This is a genomic window from Pseudomonas sp. MBLB4136 (assembly GCF_051904765.1).
GTDB lineage: Bacteria > Pseudomonadota > Gammaproteobacteria > Pseudomonadales > Pseudomonadaceae > Aquipseudomonas.
Map to the genome: position 1 here is coordinate 2,016,112 of NZ_CP196713.1, position 17,947 is coordinate 2,034,058.

16 protein-coding genes, 1 tRNA gene and 1 pseudogene are annotated in these 17,947 nt (G+C 64.5%); 12 read left to right on the forward strand and 6 right to left on the reverse strand.

All coding sequences use genetic code 11. The annotated features are described in order from the left end of the window. Positions 1–13: 13 nt before the first annotated feature. A complete protein-coding gene (locus ACSX1D_RS09320) occupies positions 14–313 on the forward strand; it encodes a DUF6506 family protein (protein WP_439861961.1) in 300 nt (99 codons plus the stop codon). A 16-nt stretch (positions 314–329) separates the two neighbouring features. On the opposite strand, the gene ACSX1D_RS09325 is transcribed toward ACSX1D_RS09320, so the two are convergent. Next, entirely contained in the window at positions 330–989 is a 660-nt protein-coding gene (locus tag ACSX1D_RS09325; protein ID WP_439861962.1) for a hypothetical protein, read from the reverse strand. 337 nt (positions 990–1,326) lie between these two features. On the opposite strand from ACSX1D_RS09325, the gene ACSX1D_RS09330 reads away from it, so the two are divergent. The 5 genes from ACSX1D_RS09330 to ACSX1D_RS09350 all read left to right on the forward strand — a co-directional run bounded on the left by ACSX1D_RS09330 (position 1,327) and on the right by ACSX1D_RS09350 (position 5,122). Then, positions 1,327–2,313: a YeiH family protein gene (locus ACSX1D_RS09330; protein WP_439862295.1), complete on the forward strand. Its 987-nt coding sequence runs from the start codon at positions 1,327–1,329 to the stop codon at positions 2,311–2,313. 70 nt (positions 2,314–2,383) lie between these two features. Beyond that, positions 2,384–3,157, forward strand: a complete 774-nt coding sequence (locus ACSX1D_RS09335) for a TSUP family transporter (RefSeq protein ID WP_439861963.1) — start codon at positions 2,384–2,386, stop codon at positions 3,155–3,157. Between the two features lie 141 nt (positions 3,158–3,298). Further along, complete coding sequence (locus ACSX1D_RS09340) at positions 3,299–3,745, forward strand: nuclear transport factor 2 family protein (protein WP_439861964.1); 447 nt, start codon at positions 3,299–3,301, stop codon at positions 3,743–3,745. Positions 3,746–3,806: 61 nt separating this feature from the next. Further along, the gene (locus ACSX1D_RS09345) at positions 3,807–4,313 is read left to right on the forward strand and encodes an RNA polymerase sigma factor (RefSeq protein ID WP_439861965.1); all 507 of its coding nucleotides are present in this window, start codon (positions 3,807–3,809) and stop codon (positions 4,311–4,313) included. Continuing rightward, entirely contained in the window at positions 4,310–5,122 is an 813-nt protein-coding gene (locus tag ACSX1D_RS09350) for an anti-sigma factor family protein (protein ID WP_439861966.1), read from the forward strand. The genes ACSX1D_RS09345 and ACSX1D_RS09350 overlap by 4 nt, the downstream gene beginning before the upstream one ends. A 107-nt stretch (positions 5,123–5,229) precedes the next feature. Here ACSX1D_RS09350 and ACSX1D_RS09355 read toward each other — a convergent pair whose 3' ends face one another. From ACSX1D_RS09355 to ACSX1D_RS09370, 4 genes are all read right to left on the reverse strand, one after another. Continuing rightward, positions 5,230–5,904: a hypothetical protein gene (locus ACSX1D_RS09355; RefSeq protein WP_439861967.1), complete on the reverse strand. Its 675-nt coding sequence runs from the start codon at positions 5,902–5,904 to the stop codon at positions 5,230–5,232. A 171-nt stretch (positions 5,905–6,075) separates the two neighbouring features. Next, positions 6,076–7,662 carry an asparaginase domain-containing protein gene (locus ACSX1D_RS09360; protein WP_439861968.1) on the reverse strand — a complete coding sequence of 529 codons (1,587 nt, stop codon included), beginning with the start codon at positions 7,660–7,662 and terminating at the stop codon, positions 6,076–6,078. A 32-nt stretch (positions 7,663–7,694) separates the two neighbouring features. Then, positions 7,695–8,582, reverse strand: a complete 888-nt coding sequence (locus tag ACSX1D_RS09365) for a hypothetical protein (RefSeq protein ID WP_439861969.1) — start codon at positions 8,580–8,582, stop codon at positions 7,695–7,697. Next, a complete protein-coding gene (locus ACSX1D_RS09370) occupies positions 8,579–9,400 on the reverse strand; it encodes a hypothetical protein (RefSeq protein WP_439861970.1) in 822 nt (273 codons plus the stop codon). Before ACSX1D_RS09370 ends, ACSX1D_RS09365 begins: the two co-directional genes overlap by 4 nt. 321 nt (positions 9,401–9,721) lie before the next feature. Here ACSX1D_RS09370 and ACSX1D_RS09375 point away from each other — a divergent pair, with 321 nt between their 5' ends. The 3 genes from ACSX1D_RS09375 to ACSX1D_RS09385 all read left to right on the forward strand — a co-directional run bounded on the left by ACSX1D_RS09375 (position 9,722) and on the right by ACSX1D_RS09385 (position 12,829). Beyond that, complete coding sequence (locus ACSX1D_RS09375) at positions 9,722–11,152, forward strand: IS1182 family transposase (protein WP_439861971.1); 1,431 nt, start codon at positions 9,722–9,724, stop codon at positions 11,150–11,152. A gap of 319 nt (positions 11,153–11,471) precedes the next feature. Continuing rightward, a complete protein-coding gene (locus ACSX1D_RS09380) occupies positions 11,472–11,873 on the forward strand; it encodes a PA2779 family protein (protein ID WP_439861972.1) in 402 nt (133 codons plus the stop codon). Beyond that, on the forward strand, positions 11,858–12,829 hold the full coding sequence (locus ACSX1D_RS09385; protein ID WP_439861973.1) for a PA2778 family cysteine peptidase: 972 nt from the start codon (positions 11,858–11,860) through the stop codon (positions 12,827–12,829). Before ACSX1D_RS09380 ends, ACSX1D_RS09385 begins: the two co-directional genes overlap by 16 nt. A gap of 55 nt (positions 12,830–12,884) precedes the next feature. On the opposite strand, the gene ACSX1D_RS09390 is transcribed toward ACSX1D_RS09385, so the two are convergent. Continuing rightward, complete coding sequence (locus tag ACSX1D_RS09390; protein ID WP_439861974.1) at positions 12,885–14,168, reverse strand: NAD(P)/FAD-dependent oxidoreductase; 1,284 nt, start codon at positions 14,166–14,168, stop codon at positions 12,885–12,887. Positions 14,169–14,352: 184 nt separating this feature from the next. On the opposite strand from ACSX1D_RS09390, the gene ACSX1D_RS09395 reads away from it, so the two are divergent. From ACSX1D_RS09395 to pqqF, 3 genes and pseudogenes are all read left to right on the forward strand, one after another. After that, positions 14,353–14,429, forward strand: a tRNA-Val gene (locus ACSX1D_RS09395). Between the two features lie 150 nt (positions 14,430–14,579). Further along, positions 14,580–14,967, forward strand: a pseudogene (locus tag ACSX1D_RS09400) (alpha/beta fold hydrolase); the annotation flags it as partial. Positions 14,968–15,265: 298 nt separating this feature from the next. After that, on the forward strand, positions 15,266–17,797 hold the full coding sequence (gene pqqF / locus ACSX1D_RS09405) for a pyrroloquinoline quinone biosynthesis protein PqqF (protein WP_439861975.1): 2,532 nt from the start codon (positions 15,266–15,268) through the stop codon (positions 17,795–17,797). The last annotated feature ends 150 nt before the right edge of the window (positions 17,798–17,947 follow it).

The following is a 17,947-nucleotide window of genomic DNA, read 5'->3' on the forward strand; positions in this document are numbered from 1 at the left end:
GAGGAGCAACCGTATGGCCCTGCAACGTTATGCCTTCATCTTCAAAGCCCCCGGCATGGATTTTCTCACCCACAACGGTTGCCTGGAGTCCGAGGCCTTCGCCGCCACCCTGTGCGGCGTGGCGGACGTCGAGCAGGCGGTGTTGGTGGCGCAGGAGCTGTTGACCCGCCATGTGCAGCTGATCGAGCTGTGCGGCGCCTTCAGCGCCGAGGAGGTCGAGCAGGTGCGCAGCGCCCTCGGCGACCGTATTCCAGTGGGCGCCGTGCAATACAGCGCCGCGGAGCGTGAGCGCCTGCAGCAGGCGTTCGCCTGAGCCGGCGCGGCCGGCTTCAGTTCGCCGGAGGGGCGGCCAGCCAGGCCGCCAGCACGCGCCGGCGCCACCAGTCGCTGCCTTCGACCAGTTGCCGGATCAGGGCCTGTTCGCGGGCATCGCCGGCGAACAGCCGGGGCCGCGGCAGTACCGGCAACCGGGTCTGTAGCTCCAGCGCACGCAGCAGCCAGGGGCGCTGCGCGGTGCCGGCCGGCACCGGCAGCAGAGGCAGCTGCGGGCAGAGGTAGAACAGCAGCCAGCTGGTTGCCAGGTGTCCGTCGGCGTCGTCGAACAGCGCCCGGTTGCCGGACGCCAGCAGTGCCAGGGCCGGCTCCAGGCCCTCGGCGCCGCGCCAACCTTCCAGCTGCGCCCAGCATGGCGCCAGCTCGCGACGAATGAAACCATCCAGGCGCGCGGCCAGTTCGTCGGCGCTCAGGCCGAGGAAGTCCAGCCCGGCGCAGTCCTTGAGCATGCGCAGGTAGGTCTTGTCGATCAGCGTGCGTCCGGCGTTCTGCCAGGCGGCGCCGGCGGCCCGGGTCAGGTTGCCGTAGCACTGCAGCAGCAGGCCGTTGTCGCTGCTGCGCGCATCCCGGCCGGAGGCGAACGCCGGATGCGGCTGCTGCCAGGCTTCGCGCAGGCGCTCGCCGAGCTGCACGATGCGCAGGTTGTCCAGGGTCATGGGGGCCTCTTCGGGTGATGGGGCGTGCGCCCGCCGGCGGGTTCCGGCCCGCCTCCGGTCGCCGGTGGTGGGCGTGCGCGCACCACTATAGGGGCCGCGGCGGAGCGGCCCGTAGCGCCAGCTGCGGCCTTTCTGCTGGGCCAAGCACGGCCCGGCGGCTGGACCCTATGACGCCGGTGGCGTGGCCCTAATGGGCCGGTGGCGGTTTCTCTAGCATCGAGACTCCATGTCTTCGCCACTACAGGGTGTAGGTGCCAATATGACAATAAAACAACACCACACGATCCCGCCCAGCCACAGTCAGACCCAGGACGAGGCGGTGCCGACCTCCTGGCTGATGGAGCGCAAACAGCGCCTGGCCTTGCTGCTGCCGGGCGTGATCGCCTCCGCCGTGGTCGCCGCCAGCGCCGCCTTCCTCTCCGAGCACTACGGCGCCCCGGTGATGCTCATGGCGTTGCTGCTGGGCATGGCCCTGGGCTTTCTCTCCGAGGAGGGCCGCGCGGTCGCCGGCATCCGTTTCACCTCCAGCACCATCCTGCGCATCGGCGTGGCCCTGCTCGGCATGCGCATCACCCTGGAGCAGATCCTCTCGCTGGGCAGCACGCTGATGGCGGTGGTGATAGGCGCGGTGTTCCTGACCATCAGCTTCGGCATCCTCCTCGCCCGACTGCTCGGCCAGTCGCGCGACTTCGGCATTCTCAGCGGCGGCAGCGTGGGCATCTGCGGCGCCTCGGCGGCCCTGGCGATTTCCGCGGTGCTGCCGCAGAACAAGGACAGCGAGCGCAACACCATCTTCACCGTGATCAGCGTCACCGCGCTGAGCACCATCGCCATGATCGCCTACCCGCCGATCGCCCAGTGGCTGGGGCTGGACGCCCAGCAGGCCGGGGTGTTCCTCGGCGCCACCATCCATGACGTGGCCCAGGTGGTCGGTGCCGGCTACAGCATGTCGGACGAAACCGGCGACAGCGCCACGGTGATCAAGCTGCTGCGCGTGGCCATGCTGGTGCCCATCGTCTTCAGCCTGTCGCTGCTGCTGCGCAAGCACAGCGAGGGGCCGCGCCCGGCCTTGCCGCTGCCGCTGTTCATCATCTTCTTCGTGCTCTTCGTGGCCCTCAACAGCAGCGGCGTGGCCTCGGCGCAGGTGCAGGCGTTCGCCGGCGACGTCTCGCGCTGGTGCCTGATCACCGCCATTGCCGCCCTGGGCATGAAGACCTCGCTGAAGTCGCTGCTGGAGGTCGGTTGGCGCCCGGCGACCCTGCTGGTCAGCGAGACGCTGTTCCTCGCGCTGCTGATCCTGGGGGCGGTGAGTTGGCTGGGGTGAGGCAGGCAGCCCGGATTCCGGGCGCCGGATCCAGATCGGGTCGGCCACTGGGGCCGGCCGGTAGGGCGCCATGAGTGTGCAGGAGCACCTGCTGTTCCTCGCCTGCGTCGCCCTGGCCACCGTGGCGCAGAGCCTCACAGGATTCGCCTTCGGCCTGATCCTGCTCGGGCTGGTCGCCCACCTGCAGGTGGTGCCGCTGGGCGAGGTGGCGGTGGTAATCAGCATCCTGACCCTGGGCAATGCCATGGGCACCCTGGGCGGGGCCAAGCCGCAACTGGATCGCCGCGTGCTGATGCCGCTGCTGATCAGCAGCCTGCTCGGGGTCAGCCTGGGCATCTGGGGCCTGGGCATGCTGGTCGGCCAGCAGGTCGCCTGGCTGCGCCTGCTGCTCGGCGCGTTGATCGTCATCGCCAGCCTGATGCTGGTGGTGCAGAGCAAACCGCGGGCGAAACTGTCCCTGCAGCCGTCGTTCTGGCTGGCGGGCGGCCTGTGCGGGCTGCTCAACGGCCTGTTCTCCAGCGGCGGGCCGCCGATCGTCTATCACCTGTATCGCCAGCCGCTGGCCTACGAGGTGATCCGCAATACCCTGATCACCCTGTTTGCCGCCAACGCCGCTGCACGCCTGGGGTTGGTACTGGCCCAGGGGCAGCTGCTGCCGGCCACCCTGTGGCTGGGCGCCGAGGCCCTGCCGCTGGTGCTGCTGCTCAGCTGGCTGATGCGCCGCTATCCGCCGAAGCTGTCGCCGCGCGGGGTGCGCTGGCTGGTGTTCGCGCTGATGGTGCTGGCGGGCATCAGCCTGATCCGGGACTCATTGCCGGAGTTGCTGGCGGTCCGCGCGGTCTGAGCCCCAGCAGTGCTGGTGACTCGGTCTCCTGGCCAAGGCCAGAGAATATTTTCACTGCATGGGAATAAAACCCAGCTGCGCTTCGTATACCTGATGAGTATCCCGCCTTTAGCCAGGCCTCAACCTTCGGAGTACCCCGCCATGCAGCAGAAACTGATTGCCCTTCTGTCCCTCTCGACCGTCCTGGGCTTCGCCCAAACCGCCCAAACCGCCCAGGCCGGCCCGGCTGCCGACGCTGCCAGCGCGCACTTTCAGGCGATTGCTCGCGGAGACCTGAGCCAGCTGATGGCGGCTTATGCCGCCGACGCGCAGTTGAACTGGGTCGGCGGGCCACTGGACGGCCGCTACCAGGGGGCGGACAACATTGGCCAGCTGTGGCAGCGCTTCGCCAAGGCGCAGGGGCCGTTGCAGGTCGGCCAGACCGAGCTGCAGGAGGCGGCCAACGCGAAGGGCGCGACCGTTACCGCCGATGTGCGCTTCACCGGCAAGCAGCCGATCGATGTGCGTTATGTGCTGACCTATCGTGCCGGCAAGATCGCCAGCGAGACCTGGCAGGTAATGCCGGCGCCCGTGGCCAGCGCCTATTGATGATGGCCGGACTCTGGGGCCCGGTTTGCCTTCTCGAGATCGATAGTTGTGGAACCTTTCGATGAGCGCTGACCGCGAAACGCTGCTGACCTGCATCCCGCGGCTGCGCCGTTATGCCCGCGCGCTAGTGGGCGACCGGACGGCGGCCGACGATCTGGTACAGGACACCCTGGAGCGCGCCTGGGGCAAGCTCTCCCTGTGGCGGCGCGGCAGCGATATGCGTGCCTGGCTGTTCGGCATCATGCACAACCTGCATGTCGATCAGCGACGCAGGCCGAGGCTCGACACCCATGGGCTGGACGAGGCCGGCGGCGAGCTGGCCAGCCCCGCCAGCCCTCCCGATGCCCTGGCGTTGCGCGACCTGCAGTCGGCCCTGGGCCTGCTGCCGGACGAACAGCGTGAGGTCCTGCTGCTGGTGGCCCTGCAGGAAATGAGCTACGAGGAGGTGGCCAGCACCCTGGGCATCCCCATGGGCACCGTGATGTCGCGGTTGTCCCGTGGCCGGGAGCGGCTGCGTCTGTTGATGGATGGGCGTGCGGCGAGTGTCACGTTGAAGGTGGTGAAATGAGCCGAATTGAGATCAACGAGCACGAGCTGCAGGCCTATGTCGACGGGCTCCTGCCGGAGTCGCGGCGGGCCGCGGTGGAGGCCTACCTCGCCAGTCATCCGCGTGAGGCGCAGCGGCTTCAGCGCTACCAGCAGCAGAATCGCGAAATTCGCGCGCTGTTCGATCCGGTGTTGGATGAACCCGTGCCCGAGCACCTGCGTGCAGCCGCCACGGCATCAACACCGGTTCGCCTAGCGCAGCGGCGATGGCCACGCCTGCTGGCCGGACTGTTGATCGTCTGTTTCAGTGGCGGCGCGGGCTGGCTGCTGCGCGGCGAGTTGCAGTCATCGCAGCTGGTGCAGCTGGATGGCCAGCAGTGGCAGCGCGCATCGCAGCCGGCGAGCCTGGCCCGGCAGGCGGCGATTGCCCATGTTGTATACAGCCCCGATGTGCGTCGCCCGGTGGAGATCGGCGCCGATCAGCAGGATCAGCTGCTGGCCTGGCTGTCGAAACGCCTGAACGCCAAGATCCAGGCCCCGAGCCTGGGTAGCCTCGGTTACGAGTTGATCGGTGGGCGTCTGCTGCCGGGTAACAGCGGTCCAGTGGCGCAGTTCATGTACCACGATGGCAGCGGTCAGCGCCTGACCCTGTACGTCTCCACCGAGAACAGCAGTAACCGGAACACCGGCTTCCACTTCGCAGAGGAAGGTCCGGTCAACGTCTTCTATTGGATCGACGGCCCGTTCGGCTATGCGCTGTCCGCGGGGATCGACAAGGGTGAGCTGGTGCGAGTCGCCAGCGCGGTATATGCACAATTCCAGCACCAGTGAGTCCAATCTTTGCCAGAAATGCATCGCCTCCTTAGGGACGGCTCAGTAGGCTGACGAGCCCAGCCACCCTCTGGTCGCTGGGCCTTCTATCGATGGTCAACGCAGGCTTAGATGATTTGGACGCCCGCTTCCGGGACGAACATAAAGCAATAGAAACCGTATTCCACCACCAGTTCACGGTTGTCAGTACTGGATATTGGCCCCTGGTTGACTTGCCAGTTGGCGGTCATGGGGTTGCTGATGGCGTTGCCGGCGAAGTCAAAGTTGGTGACCTGGTCGGAGCCGTCCTTCTGCGACCAGCTATCGCAAGCGCCGGATGAGTTGTCACAGCGCGCCCAGTGGTAGTCGCCCGGCCAGTTGGCGTCGCCCGCGGTGGAAACCATCAGCGCGACGAAGTGCCCGCCGAGGTAGCCGGCACCCAGGTTGCCTGGCAGCTGGGGGTTGGTGCCCTGCTTGCTGGATTTAAAGGCAAACAGCTGTTCTAGGCTGGTGCCGACGAACTCCAGCCCATCTTTTACGGCGTAGCTGCTGACCAGGGCGCCGAGGTCGGCGAAGGACTGTTGAAAGTCGGCGGCGGTCAGCAGGTAACCGCTCTGCCGTCCTGGTTGCGGAAAGGTGTTGGGGGTGATGTTGCAGCCGTAGGCGTAACAGTTGTTGTTGGGTTGGAACTTGAAGGACATGAAGTTGCCCTGGCAGTCCCTGGCGGGGTCGTAGCCTCCGGCCGCCTCTCCGTACACCGTACTCGAGTACTGGGGGACGCCGATGGTTTTTTGTTCGGGCACGCTGATTTGTACCGGTACAACTGTGGGGGCTATGTAGTGTTCATCCGGCACCGCACCCAGTGCCGGGGCGCTTGTGGTTTGGTGAAAGAAATCCTGGGGGGCAATCACACCGCTGAATTTGAAGGGGCGTGGTGAGGTGTTCATGGCGTCTTCCTCTTCGGTGGGGCAGGGTTAGGGGTAGAGCTGGCAGGCGCCTGCCATGCTGGAATAGTCGTAAACCTGAAGGAGCAGGTTGCTGTCCTGGGCTGAGCTGGCGTAATGGCCACTGATGACGAGGCGCGATGAGGCGCCACCGTATTGGCCGGTATCGCTGGCCCAGATGGCCTGGTTGTTGCGGTTGTAGAACACCAGGTTGCCGTCATCCTGCATGCGTAAGCGGCCTGGCAGGTCACCCGGTTGGATGGTGATGGGCAGGCGCCACAGTGGAGTGTTCTGTCCGCTGGCGAGCAATAGGGGGCCCTGATCTGAGGTGTTGGTCAGGGTTGCGCTGCCATCCAGGGCACTGATGCTTTGGTTGGGCAGCAGTTCGGCGCGGGTCCGGCTATCCAGATAGTTGACGCTGTGCATCTCGCCGGTGAGATTGGTTTGCAGCAGGCTCTGCACTTGCTGGCGTGTCCAGCCGTTGGATTCGGCGGCAGCCATAAGGATCATCAGCTTGGCCAGGGCGGCCATGGGCGTCATGTCCGCCGGCGACAGGGCGCCAACCTGGGGTAGCCAGGCGCCGGCCGCATAAGCGCTGTTGTTTACCGTGCCGGCCAATACCTGGGTGCAATCGACTAGGTTCACCCCGCTTTGATTGGCCTGACTCAGGGCCTGATAGATAGCCCCTGCACTGGGTGTGTCCGGGTTGCCGGACGGAAAGTTGCCTTCGCCATAGGACTCCAGAATTATGCCGCCAGCCCCGGCCTTGACCACCGCGTCGATCAGCGTGGCGAGAAAGCCGCTAGGCGGCGAAAGACTGTAGGGCGCAGGGAATGCGTTCAGTTGGGCAATCGGGAAATTATTGATGCAGGCTTTGATGCTGCTGACCTGGCGCTGTTGCCTGGCCAGTACCGTGGGGGTATCCAGGCTGAGGTTGCTGTGCACGGGGCCGGGTAAGCAGGCTGCGCCGTTGAGCGTCAGCGCGATGCCGTATTCCGCCAGGGGCGGGTAATTGGGCGACGAGAAGGCGTCAAACTGGCTGGCGTTGGTCTTGACCGCACGGCTGCCGCGATAGAGATGGTTGTGGAAGTACACGCACACCTCGGCAATGCCGCACTGCGCGGCCGCCACGGCGCCGCAGAGGTTTTGATAGGCGTCGGTGTTGAAGTTCAGGCTTAACGCCTGATCGCTGCCGGCCTGGTAATACAGCGGCACCTGTGAGCCGGTGATGATTACGGGCTTGTTCAGCACGGCGGTGCCATAGCCGTTGGCGTCGAAGCTGTTGAGCAGGAACGCCAACGCCGCGCCGGAGAAGTCCATGCTGTCGGTACCGTGGAGAATGACGAAGCCGTCGTAGGCGGCGTAACTGTCCAGGATGCCCTGGGCCATGATGCACCAGTCGGTGGGTTGCAGATTGGTGCTGTCCAGGGTTTCTGTGGCCGACTCGGGGAAGCTGACTTGGGTGAGGTAGCCGATGTTGAGGTCGGGGAACTGCTGCAGCAGGATCGGGTTGAGCAACTGCTCGCTGGCCTCGGCAAAGGCGCTTGCGCTCATCGGGGTTAGCGGGTCGCCGACACAGCTGATGGTGCCGCCGGTGTTGATGATGGCGATGTTCATGTTCTGCCTCCTTGCTTTGGCGGGTGCTGGATTTAGCGTCGAACCAGCAGGGCCTGGCGCAATCGGCTGAAGCTGGGTGCCGTGGTGCGGCTCAGGTGTTGAGAGCTGAGGCTCACCACGGGCGCCATGGCGATGGCGAAGGCGGCGCCGAGTTTGAGCTGGTCGGCGAACCAGGGCGCTTCATAGGCCGGTGTGGTCGACCAGTTCTGCCGAATCTCTTCGCTTTGCAGATTGACGATGTTGCTGAAGGCCGTGGCGGGGTCTTGCGGGTCTTTACGGAATTGCAGGGCGATCGCGGCGAGTTCGACCAGTTCGGCGTGGGTGAAGGGCAGGCCGGCGTCGCGAATCTGCACGGGCGGCTGCTCCTGGCGGCGCATGATGCAGTACACCGTTTGCCCGCCGCAGCTCGGGTCGCGTTGGTACAGCTGTAGGTCATAGGGCTGGTTGCTGATCACGGCGCGGCCATCGCCGGAGTAACTGACGCCGAAATCGCCACGGTTGTCCTGCCGTGGGTCGCCCTGCAAGAGCGCCAGTTCGCACTGGGCGACCTTGTCGCCGAGCTGGTCAATGCAGGTGCGCAATTGTTCGGCATTGGCCTGGGCGGTGCTGTTGTCCGGCGGGTTGGCGCCTTGGGCGAATATTTGATAGCTGTTGGCCGCCTGGGCGGCGATCAGGCTAAAGAAGGCCTCGATGCAGGCGGGGCTGTCGAGGTGGGCCAGAGTAAGGCTGTTGCGGTTGTCGAAGCTGCTGACCACGACGGTGATGATGCAGGAGGTGGCGCTGTCGGAGTAGGCCGTCAGTGGCGTGTCGGCCAGGATGAAGGTCTGATAGTTGCCCTGATCGACATAGAAGAAGCCTTGTGCGGGAGGGGCGATAGGTGCCTGGTCGGCGACCTTGAGGGTGATGTCGATAGCGCTCATGACAGGGTCTCCGGAAATACGCTGAGGGGGTTGTTTCTCGGGTTGCCGTTGATCTGGTACTCGCACGCCGAGCTGCTGGCGTTGACGCTGAACAGCGCGGTGGCCTGTGTGTGGAACTCGATGCCGAGGTACTCGGTTTCACGGCAAATCGAGAGTTCGGTTTGCCCGTAATATTGGTCGCTGAGCAGGGTCTTGATGCCCTGATGACTGGGATCGACCTGCAGAATGGTTTCGGCGCGTTGTAAGCGCAGGTAGGTGCTGTGATTGGCGGCGTATTGCACGGCATCTGGTTGTAGGCGGAAGTTGTTGGTCGAGACGAAAAAACCGTTGCGGCGTTTGATCAGGCGTACCGAGTCCTGGTTGAAGGGATTGGGCATGTACTCGATAAGGATGCTGATCGGCTGGGTCCTCTGTGGGTCTTTCCAGCCGCTGATCATGGCGATATCCGGTGCCGGAAATGGCGTGTCGCCGCCCGTGCTGCGGTAGAAGTCGATCAGGCTTTGCGCCGCCGCGGTTGCACTGGTATGGCTGCTGATACTGGCCTCGTAGGCGGCAAACAACGCTTCGACTTGCGCGTTGCTGGCGTAATAGTTGGCCGCGGTGGTGGTGTAGGTGTCCGCCGCGACAAAGGCCACGCCGTGGTCGTTGACCCCCGCCCAGATGCCGGAGCTCCCTTGGCGCGTCATGGCGATGTAGCTGTTCACGCCATTGCTGCCGGCACGCACATCCGGTGCGTTGAAGGTAGTGATGGGGATCAGGTCGCACTGTTTGAAGGTGTGGATGGTATTGCCGTCAAAGACGGTGCCTATGGTGCACATAGGGGGCTCCTTGCCTGCTTGCGAGATGAGGGCGAGCGCACTTGGTCGGCTTCACGCATGGGGTGAGCCGATAAAGTGCTAAGGGTTATTTACTGCGGTAGGCACAACAAAGGCGGTGCAGGACCGCCAGGGAGGGGTAGCGAAAAGCAGAAGCGCACGGCCTTGCGCATGATGGGGCATCGCTCGAACTCCTTTTCAAGGTTCACTGAGATTAGTCCAGCCTGCCCAGAAGCCAAGTTTCTCCTTACGGCCCAGGCTGTGTAAAAACGTTGGCATCGACCTTGCTGTGATTTGATGGATTCAAATCAGCGGGGGATGCCGATGAAGCGTTTTATCCAGGGAGAGCATCGAGGCCAAAGCGCGCTGCTTCCCGAGAGCCTGGATGACTACGTGGCGGACACCAACCCGGTGCGGGTGGTCGATGTTTTCGTCGATGAACTCGACCTTGGCCAACTGGGTTTCGAGGGTGTCGTCCCGGCTGAAACAGGTCGGCCCGCTTACCATCCTGCCGACCTGCTGAAGATCTACATCTACGGTTACCTCAACCGCATCCAGTCCAGTCGACGTCTCGAACGCGAGGCTCAGCGCAACGTTGAGTTGATGTGGCTGACCGGACGGTTGATGCCGGACTTCAAGACCATCGCCAACTTCCGCAAGGATAACGGCAAGGCAATCCGCGGTGTCTGTCGGCAGTTCGTGCTGCTGTGCCAGCAGCTTGGCCTGTTCTCGGAAGCGCTGGTAGCCATCGATGGCAGCAAGTTCAAGGCGGTCAACAATCGCGACCGCAACTTCACCAGCGCCAAGCTTCAGCGGCGAATGGAGGAGATCGAGTCCAGCATCAACCGTTACCTGACCGCACTGGATACCGCTGATCGTCAGGAACCGGCCGTGGCGAAGGTCAAAGCCGAACGCCTCCACGACAAGATCGCGACCTTGAAAACTGAGCTCCGGGAACTCAAGGAAATCGAGGGTCAGCTCAACGAAACACCGGATAAACAGATCTCCCTGACCGATCCCGATGCCCGCTCAATGAAGACCCGGGGCAGCGGAATGGTCGGCTACAACGTGCAGGCGGCGGTCGACGCGAAGCACCACCTGATCGTGACGCACGAGGTCACGAACGACGGAGTCGATCGAGACCAACTGAGCTCCATGGCCAAGCAGGCGCGAGAGGCCATGGGTGTCGAGGAACTCTCGGCGGTCGCAGACAGAGGGTATTTCAAAGGCGAAGAAATCCTGGCGTGCCATGAGGCTGGAATCACCGTTTTCGTGCCCAAGACGCTGACCTCGGGGGCGACAGCGGCTGGCCGCTTCGGCAAAGGTGATTTCATCTATGACGCAGCCAAGAACGAGTACCGCTGCCCTGCTGGGCAAAGCCTGATCTGGCGTTTTGCAAGAGTCGAGAAAGGGCTGAAGCTGCACCGCTACTGGAGTTCGCACTGCCAAGGTTGCGCGTTAAAAGAGCACTGTACGCCGAGCCCACAGCGCCGGGTGAGCCGCTGGGAGCATGAGGCAGTGCTCGAAGCGATGCAGAGTCGCCTGGATCAAGCGCCCGAGATGATGCGGATCCGTCGCCAAACGGTGGAGCATCCGTTCGGCACATTGAAGGCCTGGATGGGCGCCACCCATTTCCTCACCAAGACGCTCGATCGAGTGAGCACAGAAATGAGCCTGCATGTGCTCGCCTACAACTTCAAACGGGTGCTGAGCCTGCTGGGCAATAGTGCGCTGATGGCCGCGATGAAGGCCTGAACCCCATTAGCGGCCCGCTGAGATCGTCGCACAGCATCGCGGAAGCAGCACTTGCCCGAATCAGTTGAATGACCCGGATGGACATGCCAGGCGCCCATAGGGCCTCTGGGCGCCGCTAAGACCATCCAATCTCCAGCTGTCCATCACCCGCTGCGTTTTTACACGGCCTGGGCCAAATCCTTCCACGGGGTAGAACCCGTTTGGCGGGATATGATTCGGCATTGCCGAGCAATCGTTTTGCTTCCTATTGTCTATGCTCATTTCGAGACCTTACGCGCCGCACCGGTGCGGGGCATGACTGATTTGGGAGATGATCGCTATGAGCAAGCATTCTCTGTTTCGTCGTTTGGCTGCCGCCCTGGCGGTGTTCCATCTATTGATGGTCGCCCAGGTGCCCTTGGCCAATGCGGCGATGATCGGCACGGCCGAGGTGCTGGCCACGCAACAGCAACAGGTAGATCGCCAGCAGCTGCTGGGCATGCTGGAAGATCAAGGCGTGCAGAAGAAGCTCGAGGCGATGGGCGTGGAGCGGGCGCAGGTCGAGGAGCGCATCAACAGCCTGACCAGCGCCGAGCTGGCGCAGTTCAATCAACAGCTGCAGGACGCTCCGGCGGGCGGCGGCGTGGTGGGTGTCATCGTGCTGTTCTTGGTGATCTTCATCATCACGGATATGCTCTGCGCTACCAACATCTTCAGTTTCGTCAAATGCATAAATCGCTGAGTGGCTTGCGTTTCCTTCCCGTCCTACTGCTTCTTCTGCTAGCTGCATGCGCGAGGTCTCCGGTATTGCCGCCGGAGACCTCGCGTCTTCCTGAGCGGGTGGAACTCAGCAGCGTGCCCTTCTTCCCGCAGAGCGCCTATCAGTGCGGGCCTGCGGCGTTGGCGACCATGCTCAACCAGCGCGGGGTGCAGACCAGTCCTGGTTTGCTCAAGGACAAGGTATTCATTCCGGGGCGCGAGGGCAGCCTGCAGGTCGAGATGGTGGCCGCGGCTCGGGCCCATGAGCTGCTGGTGTATCCGCTCCAGCCACGCCTGGAGGCGCTGTTGGCGGAAGTGGCGGCGGGCAATCCGGTGCTGGTCCTGCAGAATCTGGCGTTCGATTGGTACCCCCGTTGGCACTTTGCCGTGGTGGTGGGCTATGACCGCCGTGAGCGCACGTTGATTCTGCGCTCGGGTACCGAGCGGCGCTGGCTGACCGACTTTGCTAGCTTCGATAGCACCTGGGCGCGTGGCGGGCATTGGGCGGTACTGACCCTGCCGGCGGACAAGCTGCCGGCGCAGCCCGAGTTGCGTGCCTGGCTCAAGGCCGCCAGCGACCTCGAGGAAACCGGCCATGGCGCGGTAGCCCAGCGCGCCTACCTGGCGGCGACGCGGCAATGGCCCGAGCAATCGTTGACGTGGTTCGCGCTGGCCAACAGTCGCTATGCCGGTGGCGATCGGCCGGGCGCCGAAGAGGCGCTGCGCACCAGCCTGCTGCGCGAGCCGGAGTTCGCCGCGGGATGGTTCAATCTCTCGCAGTTACTGGGGGAGCGGGGGTGCCGGCAGGGTGCCGAACAGGCGCTGAGTTGTGCCCGGCGCCTGGCGCCTGAAGATGGCCGAATTGCCGCTGCTGCCCTGCCGGCTTCTGGTGCGGCAGGGCAGTGCGCCGCGCCGCCGGTTTGCCCCCTAGCGCAATGACCGTGGCTGAATAGAAAACGGCGCCTGTTGGCGCCGTTTCACTGTGTGCTGGCGATCAGACGCCGAGCCTGTCCCGCAGGCTGTAATACCAGGCGCCCATGGCCGTAAATGGCACGCGGAACAGCTGACCGCCGGGGAAGGGGTAGTGGGGCAGTTCGGCGAAGGCATCGAAGCGCTCGGCCTGGCCGCGCAGCGCCTCGGCCAGCACCTTGCCGGCCACGTGGGTATAGGTCACGCCGTGGCCGCTGCAACCTTGGGAGTAGTAGATGTTGTCGCCGAGGCGGCCGACCTGAGGCAGGCGCGAGAGGGTCAGCAGGAAGTTGCCGGTCCAGGCGTAGTCGATCTTCACATCCTTTAGCTGCGGGAAGGTCTTGAGCATCTTCGGCCGGATGATGGCCTCAATGTTGGCCGGATCGCGGGCGCCATAGACCACGCCGCCACCGAAGATCAGGCGCTTGTCGCCGGACAGGCGGTAATAGTCGAGCAGGTAGTTGCAGTCTTCCACGCAGTAGTCCTGCGGCAGCAGGCTGCTGGCCAGCTCATCCGACAGCGGCTCGGTGGTGATGACCTGGGTGCCGCAGGGCATCGACTTGGCTGAGAGCTCAGGTATCAGATTGCCGAGATAGGCGTTGCCGGCCACCACCACGAACTTGGCTTTTACATAGCCGTTCGGGGTGCGCACCACGGGATTGGCGCCGCGCTCGATGCGAATGGCCGGGGATTGCTCGTAGATCACCCCGCCCAGGGACTCGACCGCGGCTGCTTCGCCGAGCGCCAGGTTCAGTGGGTGGATATGGCCGCCGCTCATGTCGAGCATGCCGCCGAGGTAATTGTCGCTGGCCACCACCTCGCGAATGCGTTTGGCATCCATCAGCTCCAGCTGGGTGTGACCGTAGCGCTCCCACAACTTCTTCTGTGCTTCCAGGTGGTCCATCTGCTTGCCGGTGATGGCCGCGAACACGCCGCCGTCCTTCAAGTCGCACTGAATGTTGTACTTGGCCACGCGCTCGCGAATGATGCGCCCACCCTCGAATGCCATCTGCCCAAGCAGTTGCGCCTGCTTGGGGCCGAGCGTGCGTTCGATCACATCGATGTCACGGCTGTAACTGTTGACGATCTGGCCGCCGTTGCGGCCGGAGGCGCCGAAACCGACTTTGGCGGCTTCGACGATGCTCACCTTGAAGCCGTTCTCCAGCAGGAACAGAGCAGTGGACAGGCCGGTGTAGCCAGCGCCGACGATGCAAACATCGGTTTCGACTTCACCGTTCAGCTCGGGACGGGCAGGGACGGGATTTGCCGATGCAGCGTAATAGGATTCTGGGTATGCCGTGTGCGCCATTTTGCATCCTCTGTTCTTTATTTTTTACGACTGATCCGATGCTACCGGAGATAAAAAAGCTCGGCTAGTAGCCTGTGCAAAATATTAAACGTAGCCGAACACGGCAAAAAATTATTTTTTTCAGTTAGTTAGCGAAAAAGGTGTTGACTCTTTCGAGCGGCTCCGTAGAATGCGCACCCATCGAAGGCACATAGCTCAGTTGGTTAGAGCACCACCTTGACATGGTGGGGGTCGTTGGTTCGAATCCAATTGTGCCTACCAATTCGAACCCGTCTAGCACGGGGCTTAAAAGGCGATCCGAAAGGATCGCCTTTTTTGTTTGGGAATATTCTGAGAAACGCTGTGGCGACTCAGGCCTTCAGGTCGGCATGGCCCAGCAGTGCTTGCATGTACTCCTACGGGTAACCCTGCGACAACATATTGAGCGACGGCGCAGGCGGCCATGCAGGCCTTGCGCGACACCTCCATCGCGCGCTGGCTCACCGCCGAATTCGCCATCGCCGAGCCGGCGAAGGTCGAGCCCGTGCTGGCGATGCTTGCGCAGACCTCTTCCCAGGGGGGCGCGGTCAACTGCACGGCGGTGCGCGATGCCGACTACCGCGAGCAATTCGGAGCGATCCAGGCGCCAACCCTGATCGTCGCCGGCAGCGCCTATCCGGTGACCATCGTGGCGGACCGCCGCTTCATGGCCGAGCGGATCAGCGGCGCGCGGCTGCTGGAGTTGCACGCCGCCCACCTGTCCCACGTCGAGGCCGGGGAGGCCTTCAGCCGGCCTGTGCTGGAGTTCCTGAAGAACTGAACGTCACTGCAGCAGCGGGACGGCATACCTGTGCTTCTATCGAAAGGGCTATTCATGCGGGCCTGCTGCTCGCAGTCTCTTGGTTTCCCAACTTGATCTCTGGCGCCCGGCAGAAGGATGAGGCAGGTCTGCTTCTTCGTCTTTCCCGCACTCATATTCGCCCCGAAGGCTTGCCGACCGAGACTTTCGTAGGGTGCCGCTGCGGCCAAAGCAGTATTGCCGGTGCGGCGCCCGGCGCCCGAAGCTGAGGTGTCGAATTCCGCCACAAGCTGACCCACCGATGCCCGCGACCTTTCCAATGCCGACAAACTGCGCGCTAGAGCCGCTCTGCCGGCAGCTGGACAATGGCCTGGGCGTGACCCTGCTAAGTCAGCCGGGCACGCGCAAGGCCGCGATCAGCCTGCGGGTGGCGGCCGGAAGTCACGACGAACCGCGGGAGTACCCAGGCCTGGCGCACTTTCTCGAACACCTGGTGTTTCTTGGCGGCGCCGGTTTCACTGCAGAACAGCGTTTGATGCCGTTCGTCCAGGCCTGCGGCGGACAGGTCAATGCATCGACTCAGGCGCGACACACCGATTTCTTCTGTGAAGTCCCGGCGGAACGGCTCGGTGAGGCGCTGGCGCGACTGATCGATATGCTTGCCCGGCCGCTGCTGACACCTGAGGCGCAACTGCGCGAGCGTGAAGTGGTGCATGCCGAATACCTCGCCCGTAGTCAGGATCCCGAGACCCTTGTGGCGACAGCGCTGACTCAAGCGCTGCCCGCGGGGCATCCTTGCACGGCGTTTCTCGCCGGCAACCGCGGCACCCTGGCGGTGGAGAGCGCTGGGTTCCAGCAGGCGCTGCGGGCGTTCCACCGGCGCTTCTATCAGGCAGGCCAATGTTCCCTGGTGTTGGTCGGACCACAGCCGCAGGCACAGCTGCTGGACCTGGCCGAGCGCTACGGCACCGCGCTGCCGCGCGGGAGGCAGGAGCTGCCCGTGCCGCCCGCACCCTTGTTGCCGCTGCGCGCGCGCCAGCTGCGCATGACCCTGGCGGGCAGCTCGCCCAGCCTGCAACTGGGATTTGCCTTGGAGTTGCCGACGCAGCTGGCGCCCGGCGCTCTGGCCACGGCGCTGGACTATCTGCGGACCTGGCTGCTCGACGAGTCCCGCGGTGGCCTGCTCGACAGCCTGCGCATGGCCGAGTTGTGCGCGGGCATGGATGTGCAGGTGTTGTACCTGCACGAGCGGCAGGCCGTGTTGCGGCTCGGCTTTACCGCTGTAAGGGATGCCGAACGGGGGCGCGCAGAGATTGCCGCGGCGCTGCGGAACTGGCTGGGCTTCTTTGCCGTTGCGGGCGAGCGCGATGATCTGGTGTCACGCTATGGGGCCATTCAGCAATGGTCTCTCAGCGGTTTGCCGGCTCTGGCATTGGCCCGCTACTGGCAGGCGAACCTGGACAACCAGCCCACCGCGTTGCGCGCCTTGGGCACCGCCGGCCTGGTGGCGTTACGCGCCGTACTCGGGCAGATGCGGGCGCCTGAGCGTGTCATCAGCCTGTTCGCCGGCCCCACGGAAGTCGCCTACTGGCCTTGCGAAGGCTTCGCCTTGCGGATGATTACCGAGACTGCGCCGCCGCTGTCATCGTCGATTCGCCATTGGGATTGGCAGCTGCCGCTGAGCAATCCGCTGCTGCAGGCCGGTCCGCTCCCGGTTGCGCGGGGGATTGCCGCCAGCTGGCGTTGGTTGCAAGCACCCCTGGAGGGGGAGGGCCAGGGCGCGCTGCACTGGCGCTTGTGTTTCGAGGAGCAGTTGGCGCCCGCGGACCTGCTGGACCTGGTGGAGACCCATCTGGCCCGAGTGCGAACCCAGGGCGCGCAACTGGGCGTGACGCTGCAATGGACCGCCGAGCACGGGGGCCTGCAACTGTGCGCCCTGGGTTCGTCCGCGCTGTTGCCCAGGCTGCTGGCGCTGGTGCTGCACCGGCTGTCGACCGCCGCAGGGCACGGCGCGTGCTCGCCAGAGCCGCGTGTTACGAACGGGCAGGTGCCGATCCGCCAGCTGCTGCGGCGTCTGCCGGAGCTGTTCCATGTTCCGCCGAGCGGCGTTTCGCCAATGGGTGCAGAGCGTCTGCCGGGTTTGCTGCAGTGGACGCGCCTGGAGGGGCAGGGGGTCGGTCTCGATGCTGCCGGTCGGGCTGCGGTCGAGGAACTGTTCACCGAGGTCACCGAGCTGCTGGCGCCAGCAGCGCCAGCGAGCGTTCATCCGGGGCTCTACTGGCGCACTGCCGGCCTGGGTGGCGAGGAGTCGGCACTGCTGCTGTTCTGTGCGCAAGCGGCCAGCGATGCCGCCAGCGAGGCAGGCTGGCGTCTGCTGGCGCAGCTCTACCAGGGGCCCTTCTTCCAGCGCCTGCGCAGTGAGCTGCAACTGGGCTATGCGGTGTTCTGCGGCTATCGCCAGGCCTCGGGGCGGCGCGGCATCCTGTTTGCCGTGCAGTCGCCCCACGCCTCGGCGTCGGAAGTGCTCGGGCATATCGAGGCCTTCCTGGCGCGGCAGACCGAGCGTCTTGCCCTCTTGGGCGACGATGAAGTCGCTATCGCTGCCGCCGAGGTGGCTCGCCAGCTGGGCGAGCAGGCCGCCAGCATGCCGGACTGGGCCGAACGCCACTGGCAACAGCACCTGGCGGGCCTGCCGCCGGAGCAGGCCAGCGCCGTGCAGCGGGCGCTGCTGGCGTTCAGCGGGCACGAGCTGCGCCGGTGCCACCGGAGCCTCTGTCAGGCGCAAGGCGGCTGGCGGGTGCTGGCCAGCAACGGGGCGCCTGGGAGCGATCGGGCGGCGCTGCGGCAGTGATGCAGGCTGACGCAGCCTGAGTCGCAGGCATCGCCGGCGGTATATCCAACCCACTGCATGGTCCCGTCTGCTGGCCATCCGTCCCATCCGCGCCCGTTACCTGCTTCTACGACCTTGGGCCAGGGTCCTTTGGGCCCGGGTCGGTCGAGG

Bases quoted from the DNA above. Each gene is read 5' to 3' on its own strand.
- ACSX1D_RS09370 (WP_439861970.1), bottom strand. From the start codon at position 9,400: ATGTGCACCATAGGCACCGTCTTTGACGGCAATACCATCCACACCTTC.
- ACSX1D_RS09335 (WP_439861963.1), top strand. From the start codon at position 2,384: ATGAGTGTGCAGGAGCACCTGCTGTTCCTCGCCTGCGTCGCCCTGGCC.
- ACSX1D_RS09380 (WP_439861972.1), top strand. From the start codon at position 11,472: ATGAGCAAGCATTCTCTGTTTCGTCGTTTGGCTGCCGCCCTGGCGGTG.
- ACSX1D_RS09360 (WP_439861968.1), bottom strand. From the start codon at position 7,662: ATGAACATCGCCATCATCAACACCGGCGGCACCATCAGCTGTGTCGGC.
- pqqF (WP_439861975.1), top strand. From the start codon at position 15,266: ATGCCGACAAACTGCGCGCTAGAGCCGCTCTGCCGGCAGCTGGACAAT.
- ACSX1D_RS09330 (WP_439862295.1), top strand. From the start codon at position 1,327: ATGGAGCGCAAACAGCGCCTGGCCTTGCTGCTGCCGGGCGTGATCGCC.
- ACSX1D_RS09345 (WP_439861965.1), top strand. From the start codon at position 3,807: ATGAGCGCTGACCGCGAAACGCTGCTGACCTGCATCCCGCGGCTGCGC.
- ACSX1D_RS09325 (WP_439861962.1), bottom strand. From the start codon at position 989: ATGACCCTGGACAACCTGCGCATCGTGCAGCTCGGCGAGCGCCTGCGC.
- ACSX1D_RS09320 (WP_439861961.1), top strand. From the start codon at position 14: ATGGCCCTGCAACGTTATGCCTTCATCTTCAAAGCCCCCGGCATGGAT.
- ACSX1D_RS09390 (WP_439861974.1), bottom strand. From the start codon at position 14,168: ATGGCGCACACGGCATACCCAGAATCCTATTACGCTGCATCGGCAAAT.
- ACSX1D_RS09375 (WP_439861971.1), top strand. From the start codon at position 9,722: ATGAAGCGTTTTATCCAGGGAGAGCATCGAGGCCAAAGCGCGCTGCTT.
- ACSX1D_RS09340 (WP_439861964.1), top strand. From the start codon at position 3,299: ATGCAGCAGAAACTGATTGCCCTTCTGTCCCTCTCGACCGTCCTGGGC.
- ACSX1D_RS09365 (WP_439861969.1), bottom strand. From the start codon at position 8,582: ATGAGCGCTATCGACATCACCCTCAAGGTCGCCGACCAGGCACCTATC.
- ACSX1D_RS09385 (WP_439861973.1), top strand. From the start codon at position 11,858: ATGCATAAATCGCTGAGTGGCTTGCGTTTCCTTCCCGTCCTACTGCTT.
- ACSX1D_RS09350 (WP_439861966.1), top strand. From the start codon at position 4,310: ATGAGCCGAATTGAGATCAACGAGCACGAGCTGCAGGCCTATGTCGAC.